This window comes from Dysgonomonas sp. HDW5B, assembly GCF_011299335.1.
In the GTDB taxonomy this organism is placed as follows: domain Bacteria; phylum Bacteroidota; class Bacteroidia; order Bacteroidales; family Dysgonomonadaceae; genus Dysgonomonas_A.
In genome coordinates, this window is sequence record NZ_CP049858.1 from 3469724 (window position 1) to 3485991 (window position 16268).

11 protein-coding genes are annotated in these 16268 nt (G+C 38.9%); 6 read left to right on the forward strand and 5 right to left on the reverse strand.

All coding sequences use genetic code 11. The features are described from left to right. The first annotated feature begins 111 nt into the window (after nucleotides 1-111). The 6 genes from G7051_RS14365 to G7051_RS14390 all read left to right on the forward strand — a co-directional run bounded on the left by G7051_RS14365 (nucleotide 112) and on the right by G7051_RS14390 (nucleotide 12193). Nucleotides 112-2670, forward strand: coding sequence for a cellulase family glycosylhydrolase (locus G7051_RS14365; protein ID WP_166201301.1), 2559 nt, complete (start codon nucleotides 112-114; stop codon nucleotides 2668-2670). Nucleotides 2671-2786: 116 nt separating this feature from the next. Next, nucleotides 2787-5777: a TonB-dependent receptor gene (locus G7051_RS14370; RefSeq protein ID WP_166201303.1), complete on the forward strand. Its 2991-nt coding sequence runs from the start codon at nucleotides 2787-2789 to the stop codon at nucleotides 5775-5777. 110 nt (nucleotides 5778-5887) lie between these two features. Further along, complete coding sequence (locus G7051_RS14375) at nucleotides 5888-7474, forward strand: RagB/SusD family nutrient uptake outer membrane protein (RefSeq protein WP_166201305.1); 1587 nt, start codon at nucleotides 5888-5890, stop codon at nucleotides 7472-7474. Between the two features lie 59 nt (nucleotides 7475-7533). Then, entirely contained in the window at nucleotides 7534-8589 is a 1056-nt protein-coding gene (locus tag G7051_RS14380) for a SusE domain-containing protein (RefSeq protein ID WP_166201307.1), read from the forward strand. A gap of 50 nt (nucleotides 8590-8639) precedes the next feature. Then, on the forward strand, nucleotides 8640-9677 hold the full coding sequence (locus G7051_RS14385) for a glycosyl hydrolase 53 family protein (RefSeq protein ID WP_166201309.1): 1038 nt from the start codon (nucleotides 8640-8642) through the stop codon (nucleotides 9675-9677). Nucleotides 9678-9742: 65 nt separating this feature from the next. Further along, nucleotides 9743-12193: a glycoside hydrolase family 2 TIM barrel-domain containing protein gene (locus G7051_RS14390; protein ID WP_166201311.1), complete on the forward strand. Its 2451-nt coding sequence runs from the start codon at nucleotides 9743-9745 to the stop codon at nucleotides 12191-12193. Between the two features lie 64 nt (nucleotides 12194-12257). On the opposite strand, the gene nikR is transcribed toward G7051_RS14390, so the two are convergent. Genes nikR through G7051_RS14415 form a run of 5 tightly spaced genes read right to left on the reverse strand, consistent with a single transcriptional unit; the run spans nucleotide 12258 to nucleotide 16227 of the window. After that, nucleotides 12258-12659: a nickel-responsive transcriptional regulator NikR gene (gene nikR, locus G7051_RS14395; protein ID WP_166116513.1), complete on the reverse strand. Its 402-nt coding sequence runs from the start codon at nucleotides 12657-12659 to the stop codon at nucleotides 12258-12260. Nucleotides 12660-12714: 55 nt separating this feature from the next. Next, nucleotides 12715-13482: an ABC transporter ATP-binding protein gene (locus G7051_RS14400; protein ID WP_166201313.1), complete on the reverse strand. Its 768-nt coding sequence runs from the start codon at nucleotides 13480-13482 to the stop codon at nucleotides 12715-12717. A 2-nt stretch (nucleotides 13483-13484) separates the two neighbouring features. Beyond that, nucleotides 13485-14498 (reverse strand): iron ABC transporter permease, encoded by a 1014-nt coding sequence (locus tag G7051_RS14405; protein WP_221412910.1) that lies wholly within the window; start codon nucleotides 14496-14498, stop codon nucleotides 13485-13487. Nucleotides 14499-14527: 29 nt separating this feature from the next. Then, nucleotides 14528-15214 carry a class I SAM-dependent methyltransferase gene (locus G7051_RS14410; protein ID WP_166201315.1) on the reverse strand — a complete coding sequence of 229 codons (687 nt, stop codon included), beginning with the start codon at nucleotides 15212-15214 and terminating at the stop codon, nucleotides 14528-14530. After that, nucleotides 15214-16227 carry an ABC transporter substrate-binding protein gene (locus tag G7051_RS14415; RefSeq protein WP_221412911.1) on the reverse strand — a complete coding sequence of 338 codons (1014 nt, stop codon included), beginning with the start codon at nucleotides 16225-16227 and terminating at the stop codon, nucleotides 15214-15216. The genes G7051_RS14410 and G7051_RS14415 overlap by 1 nt, the downstream gene beginning before the upstream one ends. Between the last annotated feature and the right edge of the window lie 41 nt (nucleotides 16228-16268).

A 16268-nucleotide genomic window follows, 5' to 3' on the forward strand; every position in this document is an offset into this window, starting at 1 on the left:
TGTCCTTTTTATATCCTTTTATGTCCAATTTGTGACGGTCTTTAATGGTTGTAAGAGCCTATATTTGCTATTATTCGAGCCTGATCTAAAACCGTTAATACGAAATATACCATGAAAGTTTTTTTTATAACCTTAATATGCGTGCTATTCTCATATCCGACATTTGCTCAGAAGGAGGATAAAATTGCAACTATTTATATAGATAAACACGGAGTCATGCGATGGTCGGACTCTCGTGCAGAAGCATCTTTTTATGGTGTGAATTATACGTTACCTTTTGCCCATGCTTACAGGGCGATGGGTTATTTGGGTAAAGATCGTAAAGAAGCTATAGACAGAGATGTGTATCATCTATCGCGATTAGGATTTAATGCGTATCGTATACATGTGTGGGACGTTGAAATTTCGGATGCTAAAGGGCAGTTATTAGAAAATGACCACCTGAACTTGCTCGACTATCTGATTTCAAAACTGAAAGAACGAAACATTCGCATATTGATTACTACCATGACCAATTTTGGCAATGGTTATCCCGAACGAAATCAGAATACAGGAGCATTTACCTATCTCTATGATAAATGCCAGATACATAACAATCCCGAAGCTATTGCAGCTCAGGAGAATTATATCGGGCAATTGGTAAAACACTTAAACCCATATACCAAACAATCGTATAAAGACGATCCGTTTATAATAGGGTTTGAGATTAATAATGAGCCTTGCCATTCGGGAACTCCTGCCCAAACCGAAGAATATATAAACAAGATGTTGGCAGCACTCAAAAAAACAGGAAATAAGAAGCCCGTCTTTTATAATGTGAGTCACAATATGTTACACACAGAAGCCTATTACAAAACCGATATACAAGGCACTACCTATCAGTGGTATCCTATCGGATTGGTTGCGGGGCACACACGTAAAGGAAACTTCCTGCCTTATGTAGATCAATATGATATCCCTTTTTCGAATTTGAAGAACTTCGATAAGAAGGCAAAAGCCGTATATGAGTTCGATCCTGCTGATATAACCTATTCGTATATGTACCCTGCCATGGCTCGTACATTCAGAAGTAAAGGGTTTCAGTGGATTACTCAATTTGCTTATGATCCTATGGATATGGCTTGGGCTAATACCGAATATCAGACTCACTTTCTGAACTTGGCATATACACCCAATAAGGCGATCAGCATGAAAATAGCTGCCGAAATAGCTTATTCAATTCCCAGAAATCAAAAATTCAATACATATCCACAAGACACTATTTTCGATAAATTTCAAGTAAGTTATTTACAGGATTTGAGTGTATTGAACAGTGGTGATAGATTTTTCTATTCTAATAATACGATAGCTAAACCGATTGCTCCCGAACAATTGAAGTCGATTGCCGGATGTGGAAGTTCTCCTATTGTTACTTACGAAGGAACAGGAGCTTACTTTATTGACCAATTAGAAGATGGAGTATGGAGATTGGAAGTAATGCCCGATGCAGTTCAGATACAAGACCCTTTCGAAAAACCGTCTTTGGATAAAGAGGTAGTAACCATTGCTTGGAATGAATGGAATATGGATATTAAATTACCTCAATTGGGCGAAAACTTTAAAGTAGCGGCTATTAATAAAGGAAACACTTTCAATAAAGCATCCAACGGAACAAGCATTGCTATAAAACCGGGAGTGTATTTGCTCACTCAAGCAAATTATACACCTAAAAACCAATGGTCTGCCAATACTAAGTGGAACAATATTACCTTAGGAGAATATGTTGCACCCGAAGCCCGTGCTAAAAATTTCTCAGTAGTTCATCATCCTGACAAAGTAATAGAAGCTGATAAATCTTTTCAGATAGAAGCCAATATTGTAGGACCTGCATTTCCCGATTCGGTGATTATTTATACTGATAAAGTATCGTTTTGGTCGGACAAGAATCCCTATATAAAAATGAATCGTACGCATGGATATACTTATCAAGCAACCATTCCTGCGGCGATGATTGGGGAAGGAGTATTCAGATACAATATTATAGTATGCGAGGGCAGTAAGAATTATACATTTCCTGCGGGTATAGAAGGAAACCCTCTTGATTGGAATTTCTATCAGTCTAAATATTACGAAAGCAGGGTAGTGTCACCTACCAGTCCAATTGAATTGGTAAAGATCACAGATGAGTATAGTGGTATTGAAGCTTATGGTGTACCCGAAACCTCTTATGTAACCCGAAAATTAAATATAAGTAATTTAACTGAAAGTAATTCGCTGAACTTTAACTTCAAAATAAAAGACCCAGACGCACGTTTCTTTTGGAGAAAATATATAAGAGATTACGTTTCAACCAGAAGAGAGCGTTTACAACAAGCCAAATATGTATGTGTCGATATTAAAAATGCAGAGGGTATAGACAACCTGAAAATCGGTTTTGTAACTATTAACGGATTTACTTATACATCGAAAGCTTCTCTGAACAATAAAGGTGTAATAAGGGTTAAACTATCCGACTTGGTACAAGACGAAACAACATTGCTGCCATCTCCTTATCCGACCTTTTTGGAACAGACTTTTATTCCTGATACTCAAATACCATTCAAAATTGGAGACATCGAAATGTTGCAAATGTCAACAAATAATATAACCGAAAAAGCAAATATAGAATTGGGAAGCGTATGGATAGAATGAGCTCGCATACCCTTTTACCACTTTGGAAAGCATAATGACCAAAGATAGCTGTGATTAAAAATGTGGGGATATTATCCCTATAAGAACAAAACCTTATCTTAAAACATATTTAAACCATGAAAAGATGTATTAATTTGAAGAAACTTGTTCATTTACACTCCATAATAGCACTATTGATTTTAGCGCCATTGGTTGTAAATGCGACACCTCGCCCCATAGAACAAGAAAGCTTGCAGGCGAGTAAAACGATAACCGGCACGGTGATTGACGAAGCCAAAGAACCTATGATTGGGGTTGTGGTAAAAGTGGTGGGTACAACATTGGGAACGGTTACGGATATAGACGGAAAATATTCGATAACCTTACCTGAGGGAAAGACCGAACTGGAATTTACTTTTTTGAGCTATGATGCACAAACGGTAGCAACAAACGGCAAAAATGTTATAAATATTCAGTTACAACCCAAATCTCAACAGATCGCAGAATTTGTGGTGGTGGGGTATGGTACACAGCTCAAAAAAGACCTTACAGGTACAGTTACCAGTGTAGGAACTAAAGATTTCAACCCCGGTTTGATAAATTCACCCGAGCAATTGATAAACGGAAAAGTAGCTGGTGTTCAGATTATGTCTAACAGTGGTTCGCCTTCAGCAGGAAGCACCATCCGTGTTCGTGGAGGTGCGTCGCTTAATGCCAGCAACGATCCTTTGATTGTATTGGATGGAGTGCCCTTGGAAAGTGGAGGTATCAGCGGTAACAGCAGCAACTTCCTGAGTTTGATTAACCCCAATGACATCGAAAGTATGAGCGTACTTAAAGATGCTTCATCTACAGCTATCTATGGATCGAGAGCATCTAATGGGGTTATCATCATAACTACTAAAAAAGGATCATCCAATAAGTTGAATGTTAGTTTCAGCTCAACTCTTTCGTTGCAGAATAAAACAAGAGTTGCAGAAACTCTTTCGCCTCAACAATTCAGAGATTTGATAACTGAACGAGGAAATACTCAACAAAAAAGTTTATTGGGAGATTATTCAACCAATTGGAATGATGAGATTTATAAAACAGCTTTCGGAACAGATAATAATCTGAGCGTAGCAGGAGGTTTCTCAAAAACAGTTCCATTCCGATTTTCGGTAGGTTTTTATGATCAGGATGGTATTTTGAGAACCGATAATACGAAACGTTATACAGGAAGTGCGGTGGTGAGTCCTTCATTTTTTGAAGACCATCTGAAATTTAATTTCAATGTAAAAGGGTCGATCAATAAAAATAGCTTTGCCAATACTACTGCGATCTGGAATGCGGCAGCATTTAATCCTACTCAACCCGTTTATTCAGGGAATGATACTTTCGGAGGTTTTTACGAAAGTTTAGATAATACAGGAGTTCCGGCAACAGGAGCTTTGCTGAATCCCGTAGGATTATTGTTACAGGAAGAACATTTCAGTACAGTAAAACGAACTATCGGAAATATGGATGTGGATTATAAACTTCACTTTCTACCCGAACTGAAAGCCCATCTTACTTTAGGTTACGATTATGCCAAAGGAGAGGGAACTAACTATATTCCTGCGGAAGCGGCTTACGCCTATAAGGTAGGAGGTACAGATAATGAATATTCACAAGAAAAAATAAATAAATTATTTACGGGTTATTTAAATTACAACAAAAACCTGAAAAGTATAAAAAGTACATTGGATGTAACGGGTGGATACGATTATCAATATTGGAGAGCAAAAAGTCCTCAGTTCTTCGATACCAATGTGGCAGGCGAAGTGGTAAGTACATCTGCCGCACAAGACCAGACACACGTGTTAATCTCTTTCTACGGAAGGGTTAATTATTCATACGATTCGAAATATTTATTTACAGGAACTATCCGCCGTGACGGATCGTCACGCTTCAATCCCGATAACAGATGGGGGGTATTCCCTTCGGCAGCCGTAGCATGGAGAGCATCGCAAGAGCCTTTCCTTGTGGATAATCCCGTAGTCAGCGACTTGAAAGTACGTTTAAGCTATGGTGTAACAGGACAACAGGATGGTATCGGAAACTATTCTTACCTACCTATTTATACATTGAGTAACGATTATGCCCAATATCAGTTTGGAAATAATTTTTATCACTTGTTCCGTCCAACCACTTATATTTCCGATCTGAAATGGGAGACCACAAGCTCTTATAATGCAGGTTTCGATTTCGGATTCCTCAATAATCGCATCAATGGTACTTTCGATTATTACAATCGTAAAACGAAAGACTTATTGGCAACAGTAGCTGTTCCGGCAGGTACAAATTTTTCTGAAACTGCAACTACCAATGTGGGTAATGTAGAGAGTAACGGATTGGAATTTGCCTTGAACTTTATCCCTGTTGATAACAAAGACATGACATGGTCTTTCGGATTTAATGCAACTTATCAGAAAGTAAAAATTACCAATCTTACGTTGGTAAAAGACGCAAATTCACCCGGTTCATATACCGGTCCTACAGTGGGAGGACAAGGTTTGCAAATTCTTACCGAAGGATATGCTCCTAATATGTTTTATGTATATAAACAAATATACGATGAGAGTGGAAAACCTTTGGAAGGCATGTTCGCCGATTTGAATGGCGATGGAGTGATCAACGAAAAAGACTTGTATCGCTATCATTCGCCTATGCCCGATTATTTATTGGGATTCAACTCTCAGTTCAGATATCAAAAATGGTCTTTAGGATTTGTGCTTAGAGCCAGTATCGGTAACTATGTGTACAACAATATGGCGGCAAGTTTGGGTGCATGGGAAACAATGCAGTATGTAACATCTGCTATAAACAACCTGTCTACAGACTTTTTGAATACAGGATTTCAAACCCGTCAATATCGCTCCGATTATTACGTGCAAAATGCTTCGTTCCTGAAAATGGATAATATATCGTTGGGGTACAATGTCGGTAAAGTATTCAGAGGGCCGAATATGAGAGTAGGAGCATTGATTCAAAATGTATTTACGATAACAAAATACAAAGGAGTCGATCCCGAAATATTAAATGGATTTGACAGTCAGTTCTATCCACGACCAAGAATATTCTCATTGAGTGTTAATCTTGATTTCTAAGGTCTCAGACCTTTTTATGACTTTGGTAAGTGAAACGACCGGAGCCTGTTATGAATTAAAAGTATATCATTAAATACTTTCTAATACTTAATCAATCAAAAGCTGAAGAAATGAAAAAGATAAAATTATTATATATAAGTATGATGGTGATGGCACTAGGTTTGTTCTCATCATGCCTCGACGATCTGAATCAGATTCCCCGAATAGAGGAAACCTCCGAAACGGTTTATAGCACACCCGAAGGAATCAGACAGGTACTAGCCAAACTATATGCTTCGCTAGCTATAGCAGGACAAGAAAAAGGAGATGCGAATACTGATCTCGGAGGGCAAACCTACAGAGGATATATGCGTATTTATTTCAATTTGCAGGAATTGCCTACCGACGAAGCTATTTATACATGGGGTGGGGGCGATGCTCTGAATAATGTGCAATTTATGTCGTGGAACTCTTCTGACGAATGGACGGGAGCAATGTACTACCGCATTTATTATACAGTAGCATTGTGTAACGAATTTCTGCGTAATGCTACCGAAAGTAGAATATCAGGATTTGCGGAAGCTGATAAAGTGGAGATACGAAAATATCGAGCCGAAGCCCGATTCCTGAGAGCATTAGTTTATTATCATGCTTTGGATTTTTATGGCAATGTTCCATTTGTAACAGAAGCCGATCCTGTAGGAGCGTTTTTTCCTCCACGTAAAACAAGAGCGGAACTGTTTGAGTATATAGAATCTGAATTGAAAGATATCGAAACTCAATTACCCGAACCTCTGCAAAATGAATTTGGTAGAGTAAGCCGTGCAGCTGCATGGTGGTTATTGGCAAAATTGTATCTGAATGCAAAAGTGTATATAGGTACGGATAAAAATACCGAGTGTATAATCTATGCCTCTAAAGTGATTGCCGGAGGATATAGCTTGGAACCTACTTATGCTAACCTCTTTAAAGCAGATAACAATCTGAGAACAAATGAAATTATTTATCCGATACAAGCGGACGGGCAAAAAACAACTACATGGGGATCGACTACTTATCTGGTTTCGGGACCTATCGTAGGAGCTATGGTTGCTTCCGATTATGGAGTGCAATCGGGTTGGGGAAGTATCCGTACCCGTAAAGAATTTGTGGGCTTGTTTAATGATGTAACTGGCAAGACCGATAAACGAGGTGCATTCTTTACAGAAGGGCAGACATTAGATATTGATGATCCGACTATTCAAACACAAGGATATTCGATTGTGAAGTTTGTCAATAAAACATCGACAGGACAAAACGGCTCGAACTTTGCCGAAGGATTGGTGGATACGAATTTTCCGATGATTCGTCTGGCAGATGTATATTTGATGTATGCTGAGGCTGTAGTAAGAGGCGGAACAGGCGGAAGTAAAGCTCAGGCTCTAGATTATATCAACCTGATACGAAAAAGAGCTTATGGAAACGATTCGGGAAATATAACCTCTGATGATCTGACTCTTAATTTTATTCTGGCAGAAAGAGGTCGTGAATTGTTTTGGGAATGTACACGTAGAACCGACCTTATACGTTTTGGGAAGTTCACAGGTTCTTCTTATATCTGGCAATGGAAAGGTGGAATACGGGATGGAAAAGCTACTGATAATAAGTACAATCTATTCCCTCTGCCTGTAGCAGATTTGGCAGCAAATCCTAATCTGATACAGAATGACGGCTATTAAGGTCTTGGACTATATTTTTAATAAGTAATAAATAGCTCTGTGAGCTTAAATTGAAAATTATGAAATCTTTAAATTTATATATATTCTTATTGTTGGCTACTTTATTGGGTACGTCCTGCGAGAATGACGGAGATCGAGTTGTACTTTCGGGCTTTCAGGAAGCCGAATTGAAAGCAACTGCAACTAATGTTGTATTATCGAATGAAAATAGTGGGAAATTAGTCTTTTCATTGATGTGGGATGCAGGGCAATTGCAGAATACCTATTCAGAAAGATATGGTATTTCGGCAACAGCATTGACGACTACACTTCAGTTTTCTACTCAAAATACATTTAGCGAAGTGAAAGAGGTGGTAGAAACATCCAGTTCTAAATCATACACAGGTAAAGCGCTTAACTCTTTGGCGTTGAGTCTGGGTTTGGAAACAGGTAAGGCTGCTACTATTTTTATACGGCTAAAATCTTCTATTGCAGCCAATACACAATCGTTATTCAGTAATGTAATTGAATTGACAGTTACTCCTTACGAGGAAATTGCATTTTTATACATGCCGGGAGATTTGAGTGGTGGATGGGACAAATATACAACTAAAGTATGTTCTCGTGCCGGAAACGGTGAGTACGAAGGCTTTGTGGAAGCAGCTCAATGGAATAACTTTAAGTTCACTACCGAAATGAGTAGCACTTCGGGTATTACCTATGGATCGTCTCCGACTGACCTTTATGCTCTTGATGATAGTAAAGACCAATGGAATATCTGGTTCGAAGAAGGAGGCTATTTCCTTATTAAAGCAAATACCAATGCCATGAAGTGGAGTAAAACAGCAATCACAGGCTTTTATGTTACAGGCGAATTTAACGGATGGAATCCGACTGTCAATGCGATGACGTATGATTCTGCTAAAAAACTCTGGACTGTCACTTGTAATATTACCACTACTTTGTACGGTATCCAAATATTGGCAAATGGAGATTGGGCAATGGCATACGGCGATGATAATAAGAATGGAGAATTGACTCTCGGCGGAGCCAATATAGTAATCAATGAACCGGGTACTTATACCATTACTATGGACTTGAGTAATCCTGAGAAATATACTTATACAATAAAGTAAAACCCCGGAGGGCGGTTTTACACAAAGTCACCCTCCTAATATATTTAGCTATGAAATTATCAATAAACAAAATAATAGTAGGATTCGGTTTGTGTGCACTAGTCGGATTTGTTTCGTGCAGTGACGATAATAACGGATCGTCTACTCCCGACCCATCAACCGATACTTTTGCCAAAGGAGCCGATGTTAGTTGGATTACCGAAATGGAAGCATCGGGTAAAAAATTCTATAATGCAGCAGGAGCCGAAATGGAAGGTATAAAGCTTTTAAAAAGCTTGGGTACAAACTCTATCCGTCTTCGAGTATGGGTAAATCCTGTGGATGGCTGGTGTGATACCGACGATCTTTTGGTAAAAGCATACAGAGCTAAAAATCTGGGCATGCGTATTATGGTCGATTTTCATTATAGCGATACGTGGGCAGACCCTTCGAAACAAATTAAGCCTGCTGATTGGGCAGACTTGAGCTTTGACGATTTGAAAAAAGCGGTAACAGCTCATACAACCGAAGTTTTAAGCACCCTTAAATCGAACGGAATAACTCCTGAATGGGTACAGGTTGGTAACGAAACAGGCAATGGCATGTTATGGAATGGTGGCAAAGCCGATATAAATATGAAAGGATATGCCGAACTCACAAATGCGGGATATGATGCTGTGAAGGCAATTTTTCCCAATACGAAAGTAATTGTACACCTTCAAAATGGACAGGATAACGGTTTATTCAGATGGTTATTTGACGGACTGAAAGCAAACGGAGGTAAATGGGATGTCATTGGAATGTCGCTTTATCCGACTGCCGAAAACTGGAAAGATATGAATAACAGTTGCCTCGCTAATATGACAGATATGATAAGCAGATACGGTTCTGAAATTATGATTTGCGAAGTAGGTATGAGTTGGGATGAAGCCGAGGCTTCAAAAGAATTCCTCACGGATCTTATTGCTAAAACCAAATCATTACCTAACGATAAAGGATTGGGTGTATTCTATTGGGAACCTCAAGCCTATGGCGGTTGGCAATCATATACGCTCGGTGCATTTGATGACGAAGGCAAGCCAACCATTGCATTAGACGCATTCCGATAAAAATGTAGGGGCGTATGCAATACGTTCCTACTGGATATTTTGAAAAATTCATTAAACACAATATTATGAAGAAAATAACTTTATCCCTTTTAGTCTTATTTTGCGTTGCGGTGCTGCAAGCACAAACAGCAAGGGAAGAGTTTTTATTGGAAAAAAACTGGAAATTCAGTAAGGGAGATTATCCTGATGCCATACAAAATAATTTCAATGATAAAAGCTGGCAATCGGTTACAGTTCCTCACGATTGGGCAATATACGGACCTTTCGATCGTAAGCACGATTTACAGGAGGTAGCTGTCACTCAGAATGGAGAAACCAAAGCCACTATAAAAACAGGTCGTACAGGCGGACTGCCTTATGTAGGTATAGGCTGGTATCGAAATACATTCAATGTGGATCATTTCAAAAAAGGAGAAAAACGGGTTTCGCTTCTTTTCGATGGGGCAATGAGTGAAGCCAGAGTGTATGTAAATGGTAAAGAAGCATGCTTCTGGCCATTGGGATACAATTCGTTTCATTGCGATGTGACCGACTTGTTGAATGCCGATGGCAAAGACAATATTCTAGCGGTACGTTTAGAAAATAAGCCACAATCGTCACGATGGTATCCCGGAGCAGGATTGTATCGAAATGTACATGTTGTTGTTACCGATGAGGTGCATATACCTGTTTGGGGTACTTATATTACCACACCTTTTGTATCGGAAGAATATGCTTCGGTTAAGTTGAAAACCGAAATCGAAAACTCCGATAATAATGATGTGCGAATAGTAACCGAGATATTGGATGCTGATAACAAAGTGGTAGCAACTAAGGATAACACTTTAAAAATCAATCATGGAAAACCTTTCGAGCAGAATTTTATAGTCAATAATCCGAATCTTTGGTCGCCCGAAACACCTTATCTTTATAAAGCAGTATCAACCGTTTATGTAAAAGATAATAAGGTCGATCAATACACAACACGTTTCGGTATCAGAGATATCAAACTGATTGCAGATAAAGGATTCTTTCTGAATGGTAAAAAACGAAAGTTTCAGGGAGTATGTAATCATCACGATTTAGGACCATTAGGTGCAGCTATCAATGTGGCAGCACTTCGTCGACAATTGACTATGCTTAAAGATATGGGTTGCGATGCCATTCGCACAGCACATAATATGCCGGCTCCCGAATTAGTTGAGCTTTGTGACGAAATGGGCTTTATGATGATGATAGAGCCTTTTGACGAATGGGATATTGCCAAATGTGCCAATGGATATCATCGCTTTTTCGATGAGTGGGCAGAAAAAGACATGGTAAACATGATTCGTAACTATCGAAACAATGCGAGCGTAGTTATGTGGAGTATTGGAAATGAAGTTCCTACACAATGTAGCCCTGAAGGTTATAAAGTAGCCTCCTTTCTGCAAGATATCTGCCATCGTGAAGATCCTACCCGTCCTGTTACTTGTGGAATGGATCAGGTAACTTGTGTCCTTAATAATGGCTTTGCAGCCATGCTGGATGTTCCGGGATTTAATTATAGAGTACATCGTTATGAGGAAGCATACAATAAGTTGCCACAAAACCTGGTGCTTGGCACCGAAACATCATCAACCGTGAGTTCACGTGGAGTATACAAATTTCCTGTGGAGAAAAAAGCCAATGCTGTATATGATGATCATCAATCGTCGTCTTATGATTTCGAATATTGCGATTGGTCTAATTTGCCCGATGATGATTTAGCTTTGGCAGACGATCACGATTGGACTATGGGGCAATTTGTATGGACAGGATTCGATTATTTGGGAGAACCTTCCCCTTACGATACAGACGCATGGCCTAACCATAGCTCGATGTTCGGAATTATAGATTTGGCAAGCATACCTAAGGACAGATATTATTTGTACAGAAGTATCTGGAACAAGAATGATAATACACTTCATATTCTGCCTCATTGGAATTGGGAAGGACGTGAAGGACAAAAAACGCCCGTGTTTGTATATACCAATTATCCCACTGCCGAATTATTTATCAATGGCAAAAGCTATGGCAAGCAAACCAAGAATAATTCTTCGCTACAAAGCCGTTATCGTTTAATGTGGATGGATGCTGTTTACGAACCCGGTGAAGTAAAAGTGATAGCTTATGATGCTCAGGGAAAAGCTGTGGGAGAAAAAACAATCCGCACAGCAGGTAAACCGCATCATATAGAACTGATTGCCGACAGAACTCAACTATCAGCAGATGGGAAAGATCTGGCTTATATAAATGTTCGTGTAGTTGACAAAGACGGAAATCTATGTCCTAATGATCAGAGACTAATTAAATTCTCAGTAGCAGGAGATGGAAAGTACAGAGCTTCGGCAAATGGAGACCCTACGAGTCTCGATTTGTTTCATCTGCCTCAAATGCCTCTTTTCAATGGGCAATTGACTTCTATTGTTCAAGCAGGCGAAGAAGCAGGCGAGTTAGTATTTGAAGCTCAAGCAAAAGGATTAACGTCAGCAAAAATTACTATTAAAGTAGATTGAAGAAGATACAATAATTAAAAAACATCATAGTATTGAATTTCTGAATACTATGATGTTTTTTGCTTTATGAAATCATGGTAATGGTTAAATCGCCATGAATGATACCTTTAACAGCGGTGAGTTCGTCAGCTAATTCTTTTAGAGCAGAAGCCTGACCTTTTAATGCAATTATTTCCATGCACATATCATGATCGAGATGAATGTGTTGCGAACATAAAATTACATGATGAAACTTATGTTGTATCTCTGTTATTTTATCCAATAACTCCCTTTTGTGGTGGTCAAATGACAAAGTGATAGAGCCACCTACAATCTTATCAGAATTTCTTCGGCTTTCGATCTCTACCTTCTTAATCAAATGGCGGATGGCTTGCGAACGGTTTGGAAATTTATTATCTTCTATGTAGTTATCTAATAAATCCAATACTTCTTTTTCTACGGATACCCCAAATCGAACTACTTTCATCTTTTTCGGTTTTAATTAATAATGTGTCGTAAATGCAATACTTTAAATAAGTTGGTTAGCCAATTTCACCAAAAGGCAACATAAATTTTTTATTATCCCTCACAAATTCGATGAAGCTCATATTATATACTTTTTCCAATAAGTTAATGTTTGCTTCTGCCGGATTATTTGGTGTATGTATGCAGCCATCGTGTAAATAGCAAAAGTGATCGGCATGCTGAAAGGCCAGAGTAGGGTTGTGCATAATGGCGACAACGGTGAAATTATTTTCGGAGTATTCTTTCAGTTTTTCCATTAGATAATGCTGATAATATACATCCAAATGATTGGTGGGTTCATCTAAAAGCAAAATCTTAGGGTTCTGCATTAGCAGACGCCCTATCATTACTATCTGTTGCTCACCTCCTGATAACTGAGTGTATGGTTTATGCCTTAAGTGGGTGATCGATAAATCCTCCAGAATTCTGTGAGTCAGCTCACGGTCTTCTTTTTTAGGAGCAAAACCCGAAAAAGCAGTTCGACCTGTCAGTAAAATTTCTTCTACGGTAAACGAAAATACCGATTGGGTAAATTGTGGCAGAAAGCCTATCAAAGATGCTCTGTCTTTGAAACGAAGCTTGTTAATTTCCCTGCCGCAAATACTGATGCTTCCCTTGTAATCTTGCAATAATCCGGCTATGATTTTAAACAGGGTTGATTTTCCACCTCCGTTGATTCCCAGTAATACCGAAAACTTATTTTCCGGAAATACAGCATTAACCTCTTTTAGTATGCATTTGTCGCCGTATGCGTAATGCAGGTTTTTTATTTGTATAGCGTTCATTGTCAATTCCAATTCAATTTATTTTTTCGCATTAAAAAAACAAAGAAAGCACCGCCCAAAATTGTGGTGAAAATACCGATGGGTACTTCAAAAACAAATAAGGCACGCGATAAGTTGTCAATCAACAGAAGAAAACTACCACCCAGAAAAATATTTCCGGGGATAGACTTACTATTGTCGGAGCCCAATAACATTCTGACTATGTGAGGCAGGAACAAACCATAAAAGCTAATGATTCCTGCTACAGCAACGGTTGTAGTGGTCATCAGTGTGGCACATACGATTAAAATAAGTTTGTCGAAAGACGGATTTACTCCTACCGATTTGGCAGCATCATCGCCCAGTGCCAGCAGGTTAATCCGCCATCGGTACAGGTAAACAATAACTATTGAAATCAGTATCGGAAGAAAAGCCCGTTTAAGCTCGATCCACGATGCAGCATGCAGGTTTCCCATAGTCCATTGTACAATGGCTTGCAATTTATAGGGGTTGCTGATATATTGCACAACAGTGAGCAGAGCCATGAAGACTCCCGAAATAATCATTCCCGAAAGGACAATAGATATGGTCGACATTTGTTTATTGGAACCGGCAATCAGATAAGTCAGAATAACCGCCAGTGAACCTGCTATAAATGCAGACGTGTTTACTAAATCCAGTGAATATAGAATTGCCAATGATGCTCCGAAAGCTGCTCCCGACGAAATACCTAAGATATACGAATCGACCAACGGATTACGAAAAATTCCCTGTAATACAGCACCTGATGTCGAAAGGGCAGCACCCACCAGAAAAGTCAGCAAAATACGTGGCATCCTTACATTGATAAGTATATTTGAGATCATCTGATAACGTGCAGCTTCGTCCAAGTTCAAGCCGATGTCCATGATTTTTTTATATAATAGTGGCAGATAATCAAACGCGTTGACTTGTGCCGACGACCCTATAAATAAGGATATAATCAGCATGGGCAGAGGTAAGCCGAAGCATAATATATTTGCAATTTTTTTATTCAAGAGATCGTGTATTTATACGGTAATTTATATTAGGGTTTAAAAGCCGTCAATTGAAATAATGACGAAGCAACTTCCGGCTGGCGCAAAATTCGGTTTTGTGCTTCTGTGTCAACTGTTATTTGTTGGAAACCCACTTTTTCGAGCAGTTCAATATCCCTTTGAGGACGGCTGTGCTTGCTGATATCTAACTTGCTTTTGATCACATTGGCTTGCTCCATGATTCCTGCAGGATATTTTTCGTGCCCTTCTTGACTGAATTGCATATCTCCGAAATCACCGTCGAAGTTGAGAAGCATTCCTCCCGATTTTAATACTCTGAAACTTTCCGTGTAAAATTTTTCCACATCGGGAGTTGTCCATGTCATTAATCTTGTAAAGACTAAATCGAAACTATCTTTCGGGAATTGTAAATCCTGTGCATCCATTATCCGGTAATGAATGTTAGTTCCTAAATTATCGGAAACCGACTTAGCTTCGTCAATCATATTAGGGGAGAGGTCAACGGCCGTGACTTCATATCCTGCCAAGTATAATATATTGGCAAAATATCCTGATGCTGTGCCGACTTCCAATACTTTGTTTCCCGATAGTTTTGGGAGAAGCGATTTGAAGTGATTTAACCAATATTGTGTTTCTGGAAGAGTCCAAGCCTCTTGTTTCTCCTCCCGCCAGATGGAACTCTGTTTGTCCCAGTATTTTGCTATTTCTGTAATCATTATAAATATTTTATGAGTTCAGTTCCTGTATTTTCACCATAAAGCTCTAGCAGTATTTCTTTGGTTTCTTCTTTACTATCCTTATCCTCCGAGCCGTAAGCCCAATTGTTAATTGCTACTGCTGCACAGAGTGATTTGAATGTATGAGGATTGTAAAAAAACATCGGTATCAGGTTATGAATCTGCTTTTGTTGTATAGCCGTTATCCCATTCAACTCCTTTTTATTATAAAATAAATCGGGGCTATCGTTCCACATAACAATCATATCCGGATTCCATTCGATAAGTGTTTCGGGATTAATGTTCGGTTTATCTATTTCCGATGGGCAAACATTTTCTACGCCTGCTAAATCGAGGCAATCGTTCATCATGCTGTTGCGTCCTGTGGTCGAAAAAATGCGACCGTTAGCCCATGTGAAATATACAGTTTTTGGAAGTGAGTCTTTTTTGGAAGAAGTACGTTCATCCAGTTCTTTTATTTTATTCTCGGCATAGGTTATTAACTGTTTGCCTCTCTCTTCTTTTCCGATAAGGAGCGAAATATCTTTCATTTCCTTTTTGAGATCATCGTATCTGGCAGCCGCTGCAATATATACAGGTATATTCATTTGTTGAAGCGTTCTTACAATACTTTCAGGTAATTGCTGGGCAATAACCAAATCGGGATTTAGTTGTATGATGCTTTCTAAATTGGCAAGCTCGTTGCTGCCCGGTGTTGCCAGTTGTTTGTTTAGAATGCGTGAGTCGATATGCTTGTAATAGTCGTATAATTCGTTATCGAAATAAGTTTCAGCCGGAATACCTACCAGCCTATGTTGTGCTTGAAGCATGTATATAACATCTACCGATGGGTCGAACAGGCATACTATGCGTTCGGCAGGTTTAGAGATATGTATTTCATTTCCCTGAATATCGGTAACCGATATTTCTTTGGTATTTTCGGATCTTTTGTCGGTAGAGTTGCTGCAACTCGTTACGAAGATCATTCCTATGAGTAAATAAAGTAGACGCATAATATTCTATAAAAGAGAGTGTTTTTAATGTTACTTTTTAA